The following is a 13,415-nucleotide window of genomic DNA, read 5'->3' as shown; positions in this document are numbered from 1 at the left end:
AATGACCAGATTAGGATTAGCATTGCAGAGAGTACAAAATACGTTTAACCGTAATGCTGATTACTATGCCAGGAAAATAGGTTTAACCGGAACGCAAATGTTAATCATTGAATACTTGGCTTCATTTGCACAAAATAAGCCAATTTATCAAAAAGATATTGAGCATGAATTCAATATTAGAAAATCAACGGCCACCAATGTTTTACGCTTAATGGCAGAAAAAGATTTAATAACTAAAAAAGTAGATCCACATGATACTCGATTAAAGGCTATCATCCTAACTACTAAAGCTGTTAATTTAGAACAAAAAATTTCTAACTATTTTATCCAGTCTGAAAATAGCTATGCTGAAATTTTAGGAGTTAAAACTAAAAAGGAGTTAGTAGAGAATTTACAGAAACTAAATGACGCTATTTCAGAAAAATAGGGTAAATTAAAAACTAGTTATTGTTTTATGCAATAACTAGTTTTTTGTTTAATTTTTATTATCTTTCATAATTAGGTGCTTTTTTGGTAATTTGTACATCATGTGGATGAGATTCACGTAACCCAGCATTAGTAATTTTGACAAATTGTGCATTTTCCCGTAAGTCATCGATTGTAGCGGCACCGACGTAGCCCATGCCTGAGCGCAAACCGCCAATAATCTGGAAGACAATATCAGAGACATCACCTTTATATTCAACGCGTGCTTCCACTCCTTCAGGTACTAACTTATTAGCTTCATTTACTCCGCCTTGGAAATATCTGTCTGAAGAACCATGAGCTTGGGCCATTGCGCCGACAGAGCCCATTCCCCGATAAGTCTTAAATTTATGACCGTCACTTTCAAAAATTTCGCCCGGTGCCTCAGTAGTTCCTGAAAGCATGCTTCCAAGCATAACCGCATTGCCACCAGCAGCTAGAGCCTTAACAATATCACCTGAATACTTCATACCGCCATCGGCAATTATTGGCTTGTGGTATTCTCTAGCAGCTGTAGCCGCATCATAAATCGCTGTAATTTGTGGAACTCCGACACCAGCTACGACACGTGTGGTGCAAATAGAACCTGGCCCAATTCCAACTTTGACAATATCAACACCTGAATCGAAGAGTGCTCTAGCAGCATCACCGGTAGCAATATTGCCGGCAATGAGGGTAATATCAGGAAAATGTTCCCTAATTTCTTTTATCTTACGCAAAACTCCAGCTGAATGACCATGTGCAGTGTCAATGACAATGGCGTCTGCTCCCTTTTCTATAAGTGCTTCGGCCCGTTCAAACGTATCACTAGTGACACCAATTGCAGCTGCAGCGAGTAGGTGATTATTATCATCGACAGCTGCTTTAGTGATATTACTTGGGACAACAACATTTTTGACATTTGCTACTTCTCCAGCTTGAGCAGTAATTGACATATTTTTATGGATTACACCTAAGCCGCCTTGCAGTGCGATAGCTATTGCCATTGCACCTTCAGTCACAGTGTCCATTCCGGCACTGATTATTGGAATATTTAGTTTAAGATTGGGTGCCAGTTGAGTATGTAAATCTACTTCATTGGGTAATACGTGACTTTCTGCTGGAATTAATAAAACATCATCAAAAGTTAGACCTTCTTTAACAAATTTTGTTGTCCAATTTGACATTTAATGCACTCTCCTTTTTAAAATTATCAAAGTTAAATTGATTACACTTTACTAGTGATTTTGAGCTTGGTCAAGTTAAAATCAAAAGCTATATTGATAAAAGTATAATATTACTTTGAATCTATTTCAACCTTAAAGGCGAACAAATATATTATATTAGCTTATATTGTAAGTAATAAAGTAAAAATATTAAGATTTTTTACAACTTACGTCAATGATTGATAAGTATTAGTTATTGGTGAGTAATTTATGATACCTAGATAATGTTCGGGTTTACAATAAAATTAACAAATTGATTAAATATTATTTAAAAATAATTAAGACTGTGCTAAAATTGAATCTAATGTTGTTGATTAAATATCTATCGGATAATGAGGTTAAACCAATGGCATTAGCAAAGTATGGTAAATATGTTCAATATGAGCAATTATCAATGGGTCACTTCCTTTGGTAATTGCCTTTTTGTGCCGGATTCGATAAAAAAATGGAGTTTGAAACATGGGTGAAAATGCAATTGAAGTACATGATCTGTCAAAAAAATATGCGGTATCCACCAGAGGAGAGACTTGGCATGCTATAGCAAAAAATATTTTTAAGCCAGAAAGAACGGTTGTTAATGCCGTTAAATCCTTAAACTTTACTATTAAGCCAGGAGAGAAAGTAGGTTTTATTGGACAAAATGGTGCGGGTAAAACTACTACTATAAAGATGTTAACAGGTACTCTTTTTCCATCTTCAGGTTACTGCAGGGTCAATGGCTTTGATCCTACCAAAAGGACCAATGATTTTAAAAAATCAATTTCAGTGGTGATGGGAAACAGGTCACAACTTTTTCCCGATTTAACTCCCAGAGATTATTTAAAGCTCTTGCAATCAATGTATGATATTTCTGAAACATCTTTTCAAGAAACAGTTAATAATCTAGCGCGAATATTAAACGTTGCGGAAAAATTAGATACTCAAACGCGTAAATTATCACTGGGAGAGAGGATGAAAATTGAATTTTTAGCGGGTGTAGCCACCAGACCTAAAGTGCTCTTTTTAGATGAGCCCACAATAGGACTTGACGTGCTGGCAAAAAGGGACATCCGCAAATTCCTTTTGCAACTAAATAAAGAAGAAAAACTGACCGTCTTCTTGACGTCCCATGATATGGAAGATATTGCGACTATCTGTGATCGCTTAATAATTGTTAATCACGGAGAAATTATGTGGAATGGTCAGAAACAGGATTTACTGGATAAATTCAGTAGTAATAAGTACATCACATTTGATAAATCAGAAAGTTTTGCTGAGAAGAATATTGAGGGCAAAATAATCAATCAGGATGATTTAACAATTACCATCAAAGTTCCAAATGAACAAGTTGATGATATGATCGCATATCTTGCTAAAAACCGGCAGGGTTCAAATTATCAAATAAATGAACTGAAACTGGAAGACATTATCTTAGAATTATTTGCCGAGGAGAATCAAAAATGTTAAAAACATACCGTGCAGTAAGTAAAATTTCCCTCAAGTCTATTTTAGCGAATAAAAGCAGTGTGGTGATTTTGCTACTGCAAGCTCTCGTACCAAGTATCGTAATGTTTTATCTGTGGTCTTTAATATTAAATCACGGGCAAACAGTGGGCGGATTTACTAAAAATCAAATTGTCATTTACTACATTGGCGTTAACTTTATCAATTCCTTTGTCTGGTATGCAATTGACTGGGAATTAAATGATGATATTCATTCGGGTGAATTGTCAAACATTATTCATCGACCAATAGCAATTGAAAAATATTATTTTGCTAAAATGGTTGGCGACCGATTAGCAAATCTACTTTTACTGGCTCCAATACTGATAATTGGAATATTATACATTCTAGTAAAAAATTTATTGCAGATATCACCGATAGTGCTGTTGGAATTTGCTTTTAGCATTATTATGTCAGCGGTGCTTTGGTTTCTTTTCTCTTACATCATAGGTAGTGTTGCTTATTGGTTTGATAACCTCTTCTTTGTTTTACTAGTAAAAGAAGTGTTGGTAAACCTGCTGGCTGGTTTTTATTTTCCCTTAGAAATCTTGCCGCCTTTTTTGGTAAAAATAACCAAATGCTTACCTTTTCAGTATTTTAGTTCTTTTCCCATAGATACTTTGGTAAAAGGGCTCTCCTTACAATCTTGGCTTAAAAATACTGGAATTGAGATTGCTTGGGCAGTTATCTTTTATGTAATTGTACAAATAGTTAATAGAAAAGGGCTTCAGAGATATTCTGATGTAATGGGTTAGATATGAAAAATAAATTTAAACTGATCGGTTCTTTAATCAAGATAGCCTTTTTAGAGACTATTAGTTTTAGGCTGGATACTGTATTTGGTATTATTTCCTCAGTACTTTGGTTGGGTATCCCAATTGCTTTCTTTAAAGTCATTTATTTAAATGTTGACACTGTTGGAGGCTGGAGTTTTAAGGAATGCCTCTTATTAGTTGGGGTTTATACTATGCTAGATGGCTTCCTGATGGCCTTCTTAGTCAAATCGATGCCTAAAATGGAAGCTGATATTAGAGAGGGTACGCTTGATTCGGTGCTCCTAAAGCCAATTAATACTAAACTATTTTATTTTTTCAGTTCCATTGAATTTACTCAACTAATAAATTCCGTTTTGGGACTGGTAGTAATTATTTATGCGTGTCAAGGAATAAAAATTAGTCTTATCCAACTAGTTTGTTTCTTATTTTCCTGTGTATTAGGCTGCATATTATATTATTCATTGTGGTATCTCTGGACAATTTCAGCCTTTTGGTTTCCAACTAATTTTGGCAGAAATGATTTATTTTTAAGTATGATACAAATGAGTCGTTATCCTGCAAGTATTTATCGTGGCCTGGGCAATATAATATTTAATTTTATTTTGCCTTTTGGCCTAGTTGCATGCCCTGCAACAATTATTCTATTAAGGCCAGAAGAATGGCATATTTTGCTACTACAGCTTTTAGTTGCTTTAATATTTGTAGTACTGGATCATGTAATCTGGAATTTAGGCCTCAAGAAGTATGATGGAGCTGGTAGATAGCTAAGTAAACTGTTTTCCATAAAGCTTGCACAGCCGTATAAATTTTTTTAGAATATTCCTGTTAGTTTTTATTTTAAAATATGGGAAAAGGGATAAGCGGTGAAAGACGAACTAGTTACAGTTAATTTAGATAATGCAGTAGTAAAAAATGCTAAGTTTAATTTGGAAAAATATGGTATTTCAGTTGGTAAATATCTCCAGTTAATGATGCTACTGGCTGCGGAAAATAAAACAGAACTTAAGCAAATAATGTTAGATAAAAATGACCTCACTCAATGGTTAAAGCGATTAGATGCCGATTGATAGTGATGAAACTTACTGATGTTTTCAGTAAGTTTTTTTAGAGCGTTATTGTTTACAATTGTAAATATATCATCTATACTAAAAATTGTTTACAAGTGTAGACATAAAACACAACTTCAATTAGGAGGAATTATCATGAATAGGATTATTATTTTATGCTTAGGACTCGCACTTATTGCCTTTATCGCATGGTGGTTCTTTGGTAAGCACCAAGTAGCAACAGAAAATGCATCTATTAGTTCGAATAAGCAAAGTGTTGATATTGAGGTCAAAGGCGGATATTCTCCAGAAAAAATTATTTTAAAAAGGGGAGTACCGGCTACCTTAAACTTTAAAAGAACCGATTCTTCCAGTTGCTTAGACCATGTTATCTTCTCAGATTTTGGTATAAATCAGAAATTGCCTCAAGGTAAAACTGAACCGATTAAAATAGATACATCCAAAGCCGGCGAATATGAATGGGCATGCAGTATGAATATGTTTCATGGTAAGGTTATTGTCAAATAGATAGGGTAAAAGAATGAAAATAACAACACGTTTTTGGACGTCGCTAATATTATCACTACCGATGCTAGTTGAAATGATCATTCATCCTTTTACTGGCTGGATGTTGCCTGGCGGAGAATGGACCATGCTGATATCAACTACGATTATTATGTTGATTTCAGCCGGCCCATTTGTTTCCAGTGCCTGGTCTGCATTTAAAAAACATCATTCAAATATGGACACCCTGGTTGCTTTAGGTACAGCAATAACTTATATTTACAGCATTTATGCCATGTTTACCGGCAAACCCGTATTTTTCGAAAGTGCGGCTTTAGTCATTACTTTTGTTTTACTAGGGCAGGTTTTAGAAGAAAAAATGCGGTCTACGGCTTCAGATGCTATGGGAAAGTTACTTAATTTAGGCGCAAAAGATGCACTGGTTAAAAAAGGTGATCATTTTGTTAGTACTCCCATCACTCAGGTAGTTAAGGGCGACTTAATTCAGGTGATGCCTGGACAAAAAGTTCCAGTAGATGGCAAAATTGTTTCCGGCAATTCCAGCGTTGACGAATCTATGGTAACCGGTGAAAGCATGCCGGTTAAAAAAATTAGTGGCGACCAGGTTATAGGTGCAACAATTAATCAAACAGGTTCATTTGTAATGGAAGCTCAAAAAGTTGGCAATGATACCATGCTGGCTCAAATAGTGGATATTGTAAAAAAGGCTCAGAACAGTCATGCACCTATTCAAAAATTGACCGATAAAGTAGCTAATATTTTTGTTCCTACTGTTTTGATCATTGCAATTGTAACTTTTTTAGTTTGGTATATTTTTCTCGGTAAAAGTATTGCTACGGCTTTAGTTTTTGCCGTAGCAGTGATGGTGATTGCATGTCCTTGTGCATTAGGTTTGGCCACTCCAACGGCTTTAATGGTAGGAACCGGACGTGGTGCAAAAATGGGTATTTTAATCAAAAACGGCGAAATTTTGGAAGCTGCTAATAACATTGATACCATTGTTTTTGATAAAACGGGTACCATCACAAAGGGAAAACCACAAGTGACAGATATTGTTGGTGATAGAAAAATTGTTTTACAATTGGCAGCCAGTTTAGAAAAATTTTCTGAACATCCTCTTGCTCCAGCTGTTTTGACTGCTGCTAAAAAAGAAAAATTTACTTTTCTGCCAGTGGAAGACTTTAAAGTTATTGAAGGACAAGGTATCAGCGGTATTATTAACGGAAAAAAGATTTTGGTAGGTAGCACCAAAAATCGGGATGAGGCTTTTATTACCCCAGAGTTTAAAGTTAAAATTCAAACTTTGACAAATGCCGCTAAAACTGTAGTATCAGTCGTTTTAGATAATAAGGTAATAGGTCTAATCGCAATTCAAGATGCACCTAAAGAAAACGCCAAAATGGCAATATCTGATTTGCATCAATTAGGACTTAAAACTGTAATGCTCACTGGCGATAATCAGCAGGTAGCTGAGGCCATAGCAAAGCAAGTAGGTATTGATCAGGTAATTGCTGAAGTTTTGCCAGTTGATAAAGCTGATGCCATTAAGAAATTACAGGAAAAACACCATGTTGCATTTGTAGGTGATGGCATTAATGATGCACCAGCTTTAACTCAGGCTGATGTAGGAATTGCCATGGGTTCTGGTACAGATGTTGCAATAGATGCTGGTGGCATCGTACTTATTAAAAATGATTTGGAAGATGTTGTACGCGCTTTGAAACTGAGTCGCAAAACATTTAACAGAATAAAATTAAATTTGTTTTGGGCTTTTATTTACAATATTTTAGGCATACCAGTAGCTGCTGGCCTGTTTGCTGGCGTGGGTCTTACTCTAAGCCCAGAAATTGCCGGTTTAGCTATGGCGTTTAGTTCACTATCAGTGGTTATCAGTTCTGTTTTATTAGGAAAAGCAAAAATATAGCATTATAAAAGTAAAAGGGCAGTTGAATTATATTCAACCGCTCTTTTTTTGCTGTGTAAGCCTTAATAATGATGTTTTCCTTTGGCTAAAACAGGCTTGATTTGAATAATATAAGCAAAAATACCAATAATAAGCCAAATGAGGGTAATAAATATGCTATAAGCTAGGTTAGCACCACCTGTTTTAATATAAGTAACTGGTTCTGAAAAAGGAAATAATAAAGCAATTGCTTTTAACCAGTCAGGATAAGCTGAAATTACAACTAGTACTCCTGATATTAATTGGGCTAAACTACTAAAAATATTCTCCAAAAAATAAGGATCATTCATTTGCCAGGAAATAGCCCAAGATACAAAACCTAAAGCGCAACCATAAATACATGAAAGTGGTAGCATAAGTAAAGCGCGCTTAATAATGACTAATGGAGCTCCTACCAAGTACAATAGAAAGAGGTTAATTAGTGCTAAAGTGCAGCCTATAATAATGGCAACAATGCACTTAGTAAGCCAATATCTGATACTGAAAGGTCTTTTGGCAATTAATTCAAAGTCAATCTTTAAATTAGCATCGGTAATCACAGCAGAACAAAATGTTTCAAGTGCAAGTACCGCCGCATCCATTGCAATGGAGCTAATGGCAACATCCCAATTAAACTGATTAGAATACTGCATATTAATTAATACTAACAGGGCCAGATTAATCATTGGCGTGATGAAAAAGTAGGTCAGTTTTGTCCGCCAATTATTCAAAAATGAAAGGCTCGAGAACTGTGTAGCAAACATTAGATAATTTTCAGAGCTCCTTTCCTTCTTACCAGGTCGTTAATTTTTCTGACAATAACCACAATTAATACAATCCAAAGAAGTAAACTGCAGAAATAAGAAGACCAGTTGAGGCTTTTATTATGGGATAAAGCAGCAATTGTTGCCGTGATTGGGATAAACCATTGTGACACATTGGTTAATGGCCCTAAAACGGTATCATTGCCGAATAATCCTGCTAATAGTAATATCGGAGTTCCGATTAAACTCTCATAGACCATTGCGTTTGGTGACAAAGTTAGAAAAGATGAAATTAAGATGCCCATTACTGCACAACCAACCCACATTAGCAAAATTAATAAAATAATGTAAAGAGAAACTGTACCAGTAGCTGCTCCTAAAATTTTTGCCAGAATAAATGCAATCGGAAACGAAAATAGGCCATAGGCGGATGCAGGCAAAAGCAAGGTAATTAAGGAAGCTCTTTCATCGTACTGGCTGTTTAATAAATATGGTAGCGTTCCTTTGTAACGTTCGAAACTGATGCAACCGGCAACGGTTGTACAAGAAGTCCACATTCCAAAAATACCGCTTTGAAGCCATATTTGTGTATTATTCAAATTATGTGTAGCATACGCCATAATATATTGCATTAAGAAGATAGAAGTAGTACTTGTGATCGTCAACCAGACAAAATATTGATCTGAAAGATAATCTTTAACATGAAAGAGGAAGAGACGAATAAAACGCATTTTTATTTTCTCCTTAATTTAGGTGCTAAAGCCAAGTAGGCTTCTTCTAAATTTTTAGGTTTTTGGTTTATCTCTTTTTCGGCTAAGCCAAAAACAGCATTGATGGTGCCGGTAAAAAATACTTTCCCTGCACCTAAAATGACTGTCCGTTTAGCCAATTTTTCAACTTCGGACATTGTATGACTGGTTAATAAAATACTTATACCCGAGTCAGACAAATTTTTAATTGTCTTCTGCACACTTTGTGCAATTTCAACATCAAGACCACTTGTGGGTTCATCCAAGAGTAATAAATTAGGATTATTGAGCAAAGAGCGTGCTATATGCAGTCTTTGCGTCATTCCTTTAGAAAATTCTCCTACTTTTTTATTGGCAACATTCAGAAGATCAACAATTGACAGAACACGTTCAATTTCTTTATTCTGCTTGCGCAAAGGTACCTTAGCCAAGTCAGCAAAAAATTGTAAATTTTGCTTGGCTGTTGCATTACGATAAAAACCTAAATCACCACCAAAAGAAACACCAATGTTTGGTCTCTTTCGTGCAGTGGTAATATCTTGACCATTTAAAATCACATGGCCGGAAGTAGGAATTAAATAACCGCCAATGATTGAGACAATAGTAGTTTTTCCAGCACCATTAGGACCTAAAAGCGCCAGTATCTCTCCTTGGTCAATTGTAAAAGAAACATCATCTAAAGCTTGAAATTCCTGCTTTTTATCCTTATAAGTTTCTTTTAAATGTTTAACTTGTAAAATATTATTCAATTTTTTCTCCAAAATTAATTTGTAGTAACTTTATCATTTAAAAAGGAAGGATGATAAATATTTCGTATACAGGTTAATTTGAAGATCTTTTCATGAACATTAAATCTAATAAGAAAAGTATAGCACAACTTTATTTATTTTTTAATTTATTATGAATAAAAAACCTGCTCGCAGAGAGCAGATTTTAATTAATCAACCGATTTTAAAGCTTCTAACATATCGAGGTCTTTTAACTTTTTGTTAACGATAAATCCTAAAATGATAGTGATCACACCAATTACACCTAATGGCCACAGAAAACTTGGAGCAGATAATGCGGGATTAAACATAACATTGTCAGGTGGCACTACGTAAAGAATATAGCGATAAAGGAGATCACCAGTTAAATAGCCAACCAATATACCAATGCCTGTTAAAAGAATGGTTTCGCGATAAATATACATTGTTACTTCATTATCATAGAATCCTAAAACTTTGATTGTTGAAAGTTCCCGTATTCTTTCAGCAATATTAATATTAGTAAGGTTATACTGAATTACAATTGCCAAAAGTCCAGCGACTACTATTAGCACTAACATAATTAAATTTAAAGATTGGACTACGACATCTAGTTCCTGGCTAACAGCCGTGTTTTGTACAACACCAGCCACTCCGGATAGAGCCATAAATTGGGCGGCTATATTTCGGGTATTTTTGCGACTAGGATTGTTTAAGTTAACTAAATAGGCGTTAGATTTAAAATTGCGTTTAAAGATATCCTGATATTGAGTTTTATTCATGAAGACAAAGTGTCCCATGTACATTTCTGTAATACCAGCTACTTTCATTCTTCTAGACTTATTATCTTTGTCCGTGAGCGTTAGATATCCGCCTTTGCTTACTTTAAGCAGAGTTGCCAACCGTTCCGATATGATAACTCCATTATTAGTTAAATGCAGAGTCTGCTTGGTTTTCCGATTAGTTAACTGAACGTAATCTTTTAATACCTTGTCAGAAGACGGTGCAATTAACGTAATGTCTTGGGTGTCACCGGTTTTACCGGCAATTTTAGACATAGATTCATAATAAATTGGAGTCTCCGATTTAATACTGTTTTCGTTTAACTTATTATTTAGAGTCTTTTGCTGGTTAACTGAAATACCAGGCTTTTGGGCGACAATCATGTTGTAATGAATTAGATCGTTGAACTGCCTGTTATTCATGTTAGTAATTGAATTTTTGACAGCGAAACCTGCAAAAAGCATAGTAGCAGCACCACAAACACCAAAGATGGTCATCAGCATGCGTTTCTTATAACGAAAAATATTACGAGCAGTAACTTTATGGGTAAAACTAAGATGGTTCCAAATGAAAGGAATTTTTTCCAAAAGAATTGTGGATCCGGCAGCTGGAGCTTTTGGTAACAATAGGGCAGCTGGCTTTTCTCTGAATTCATTCTTTGCGGTTAAGTATGCAGGTAAAACCGAACTGATCCAAGATAATAGGAGAGCTACCAGACTGATTTGCCAGTGAAAGTGCAATTCAATTGGTGGAATCGTTAATGACTTGTAATATGCATGATAAACAATTTGCGGCATCAAAGTATGGCCTAAATAAACTCCTAAAATTGTACCGATGGTACCTGAGATGAAGCCATATGCAAGAAACTTATTGATAATGACATAATCATCATAACCAAGTGCTTTCATTGTGCCGGAATTTATTCTTTCTTCGTCGATAAAGCGATTCATGGTAGTAAATGTAACTAGAGCGGCAACAAAATAAAGAAAAATCGGGAATACTTTTGCTAAATCTTCAACAACTTGTGCCACAGTTGTATAAACTAAATTACCTTCACCACCTGGAACTTCTCGCCGGTTATACACGCTGTAACTGGGAAGAGCTAACTTTTTTAATTGCCTTTTCGCCTTGTTAATTTGCTCTTTGCCAGTTTTTATCTTTTTGGTTGCATCACGCGATTTTTGCGCAAATACTTTTTTCTCTTGTTGGAGCTTTTGCTCACCAGCAGCTATTTCTCGTTCAGCTTGCTCTAATTGAGCCTGGGTAGCTGGTGGCAAATTTATACCAGCAGCTTTAGCCTGAGCTACTTTTGCATTTAATTTTTCTTTTTGAGTGGCTAATTGCTTTTCGGCAGCGTTAATTTGATGACTGGCAGCATTTAATTTTTGCTCAGCTTCATGAATCTTCTTTTCTTGCGGTGCAAGCTTTTTGGCAGCAGTGGATAGTATTCTCTCTTTTCTTTGATGGGCAGTGCCTTTTAAATCATCCTGTAAAACTTTTTTATGTTTCTTAACTTTGCTTGTGTAAACCTTGCCATAAGAATCAAGCCCTCTCAAATCTTTATATCTTAAGTTGGCAGTTGTATAAACAGTATCGTTAAAAGCGTTAGGGGCAACAACAGCATAACCTTTCAATTCTCCGGTGCCGCTGTTGCTTTGACCTAAATTGACATTTGATAAGATCTGACTAGAGCGCACAAAGCCCACAATTTTAAAACTCTTTCGTTTTAAAAGAGTCGTCCCCAAAATATTTTTCTTTTCAGTAAAACTGATTTTTTGCCCAATTTGATATTTACCGGAATAATGGTCTGCTAAGGCAATTTCGTCTGATTTAGTGGGCAGGTGACCTTTACGAACTTCGTACTTGCTCACAGAATTGGGCTTAGAAAAAATGCGAAAGCTTTCCTGACTATTTTTGATAACGGTATCCGTCATGTAACCAAACTCAACGGCCTGCAAGCCTTTAGTTTTCTTGATTTTTTGCGTATCTTTGTGGTCTAAACCATAATTGCAAATGACCGTTAAATCAGCTGTCTTGAGTTTTTGCGCATAATGATTTCCAGTATCGCGCATATCCGGGCCGGTAACCATTAAACCAACTAAGGCAAACGCACCAATCATCATGAGTCCCATGATAGAAACAAATTGGCCTTTAGTATGCTTAATTGATCGCCAAAAATCTTTTAGAATAACTTTATTCATGATTAGCCTTTTCTACCATTTAACATTTGCAACACTGTCGGGGTGTGAATTTTCTTCAATTTGCGTAACCTGACCATCATGGAAATGAATTACCCGGTTAGCAAGAGGGGCCAGAGCGCTATTATGGGTAACTATAACCACTGTAGTGCCGTTATTGCGGCTCATATTTATAATAGTTTGTAAAACACTTTTACCAGTTTGGTAATCAAGTGCACCAGTGGGCTCATCGCAAAGTAGAATTTTGGGATTCTTAGCGATTGCCCGAGCGATTGCTACTCTTTGTTGCTCGCCACCAGATAATTCAGCCGGAAAGTTATTAATGCGGTTTTTAAGACCAACATCGATCAAAGTTTTTACAGGATCAAGTGCATCTGGAACAATTTCTGACGCCAATTCCACGTTTTCTCTTGCCGTCAGGTTTTGAATTAAGTTGTAAAACTGGAATACAAAGCCAATATCTGTCCGGCGGTAACTAGTTAACTGTCGCTTATTATATTTGGCAATATTGTTACCGTCGATAATGACATCACCAGAACTGTTGGTATCCATTCCACCTAAAATATTTAAAATAGTTGACTTGCCAGCACCAGATGCACCCAAAATAATTGCAAGTTCACCTTTTTCAACAGTAAAACTAACATCATTATTAGCCAAAATTTCTGTGTCTCCAGTATGGTAACGTTTAAAGTTGTGTCGTACGTCAATATAGCTCATGAAAATTTGTCCTTATC

Annotated in this window: 13 protein-coding genes; 7 read left to right on the top strand and 6 right to left on the bottom strand. The window is 35.7% G+C overall.

Features of this window, described 5'->3' with window-relative positions; translation table 11 throughout:
- The first annotated feature begins 1 nt into the window (after position 1).
- On the top strand, positions 2-427 hold the full coding sequence (locus tag AAA915_RS02015; protein ID WP_338199420.1) for a MarR family winged helix-turn-helix transcriptional regulator: 426 nt from the start codon (positions 2-4) through the stop codon (positions 425-427).
- A 58-nt stretch (positions 428-485) separates the two neighbouring features.
- Here the strand turns inward: AAA915_RS02015 and guaB are convergent, their stop codons facing one another.
- On the bottom strand, positions 486-1,631 hold the full coding sequence (gene guaB, locus AAA915_RS02010) for an IMP dehydrogenase (protein WP_338199418.1): 1,146 nt from the start codon (positions 1,629-1,631) through the stop codon (positions 486-488).
- Between the two features lie 498 nt (positions 1,632-2,129).
- Between guaB and AAA915_RS02005 the strand changes: the two genes are divergently transcribed.
- The 6 genes from AAA915_RS02005 to AAA915_RS01980 all read left to right on the top strand — a co-directional run bounded on the left by AAA915_RS02005 (position 2,130) and on the right by AAA915_RS01980 (position 7,423).
- Positions 2,130-3,116, top strand: coding sequence for an ABC transporter ATP-binding protein (locus tag AAA915_RS02005; protein WP_338199416.1), 987 nt, complete (start codon positions 2,130-2,132; stop codon positions 3,114-3,116).
- Positions 3,110-3,907, top strand: coding sequence for an ABC transporter permease (locus AAA915_RS02000; protein WP_294757136.1), 798 nt, complete (start codon positions 3,110-3,112; stop codon positions 3,905-3,907). Before AAA915_RS02005 ends, AAA915_RS02000 begins: the two co-directional genes overlap by 7 nt.
- 2 nt (positions 3,908-3,909) lie before the next feature.
- Positions 3,910-4,692 (top strand): ABC transporter permease, encoded by a 783-nt coding sequence (locus AAA915_RS01995; RefSeq protein ID WP_046324653.1) that lies wholly within the window; start codon positions 3,910-3,912, stop codon positions 4,690-4,692.
- Positions 4,693-4,791: 99 nt separating this feature from the next.
- On the top strand, positions 4,792-4,995 hold the full coding sequence (locus tag AAA915_RS01990) for a hypothetical protein (protein ID WP_338199412.1): 204 nt from the start codon (positions 4,792-4,794) through the stop codon (positions 4,993-4,995).
- A 135-nt stretch (positions 4,996-5,130) separates the two neighbouring features.
- A complete protein-coding gene (locus tag AAA915_RS01985) occupies positions 5,131-5,502 on the top strand; it encodes a cupredoxin domain-containing protein (RefSeq protein WP_338199410.1) in 372 nt (123 codons plus the stop codon).
- Positions 5,503-5,515: 13 nt separating this feature from the next.
- Positions 5,516-7,423, top strand: a complete 1,908-nt coding sequence (locus tag AAA915_RS01980; RefSeq protein ID WP_338199408.1) for a copper-translocating P-type ATPase — start codon at positions 5,516-5,518, stop codon at positions 7,421-7,423.
- A gap of 62 nt (positions 7,424-7,485) precedes the next feature.
- Here AAA915_RS01980 and AAA915_RS01975 read toward each other — a convergent pair whose 3' ends face one another.
- The 5 genes from AAA915_RS01975 to AAA915_RS01955 all read right to left on the bottom strand — a co-directional run bounded on the left by AAA915_RS01975 (position 7,486) and on the right by AAA915_RS01955 (position 13,398).
- The gene (locus tag AAA915_RS01975; RefSeq protein ID WP_338199406.1) at positions 7,486-8,172 is read right to left on the bottom strand and encodes an antibiotic transporter permease; all 687 of its coding nucleotides are present in this window, start codon (positions 8,170-8,172) and stop codon (positions 7,486-7,488) included.
- Positions 8,173-8,204: 32 nt separating this feature from the next.
- The gene (locus AAA915_RS01970; protein ID WP_338199404.1) at positions 8,205-8,936 is read right to left on the bottom strand and encodes a multidrug ABC transporter permease; all 732 of its coding nucleotides are present in this window, start codon (positions 8,934-8,936) and stop codon (positions 8,205-8,207) included.
- A 2-nt stretch (positions 8,937-8,938) separates the two neighbouring features.
- Positions 8,939-9,703: an ABC transporter ATP-binding protein gene (locus AAA915_RS01965; RefSeq protein WP_338199402.1), complete on the bottom strand. Its 765-nt coding sequence runs from the start codon at positions 9,701-9,703 to the stop codon at positions 8,939-8,941.
- Between the two features lie 188 nt (positions 9,704-9,891).
- A complete protein-coding gene (locus tag AAA915_RS01960) occupies positions 9,892-12,684 on the bottom strand; it encodes an ABC transporter permease (protein WP_338199400.1) in 2,793 nt (930 codons plus the stop codon).
- Between the two features lie 12 nt (positions 12,685-12,696).
- Positions 12,697-13,398 carry an ABC transporter ATP-binding protein gene (locus AAA915_RS01955; RefSeq protein ID WP_338199398.1) on the bottom strand — a complete coding sequence of 234 codons (702 nt, stop codon included), beginning with the start codon at positions 13,396-13,398 and terminating at the stop codon, positions 12,697-12,699.
- Between the last annotated feature and the right edge of the window lie 17 nt (positions 13,399-13,415).

Source organism: Lactobacillus rizhaonensis (assembly GCF_036246345.1).
In the GTDB taxonomy this organism is placed as follows: Bacteria; Bacillota; Bacilli; order Lactobacillales; family Lactobacillaceae; genus Lactobacillus; species Lactobacillus rizhaonensis.
The sequence above is the reverse complement of the archived record's forward strand: the minus strand, read 5'-3'. Positions and strand labels throughout refer to the sequence as shown.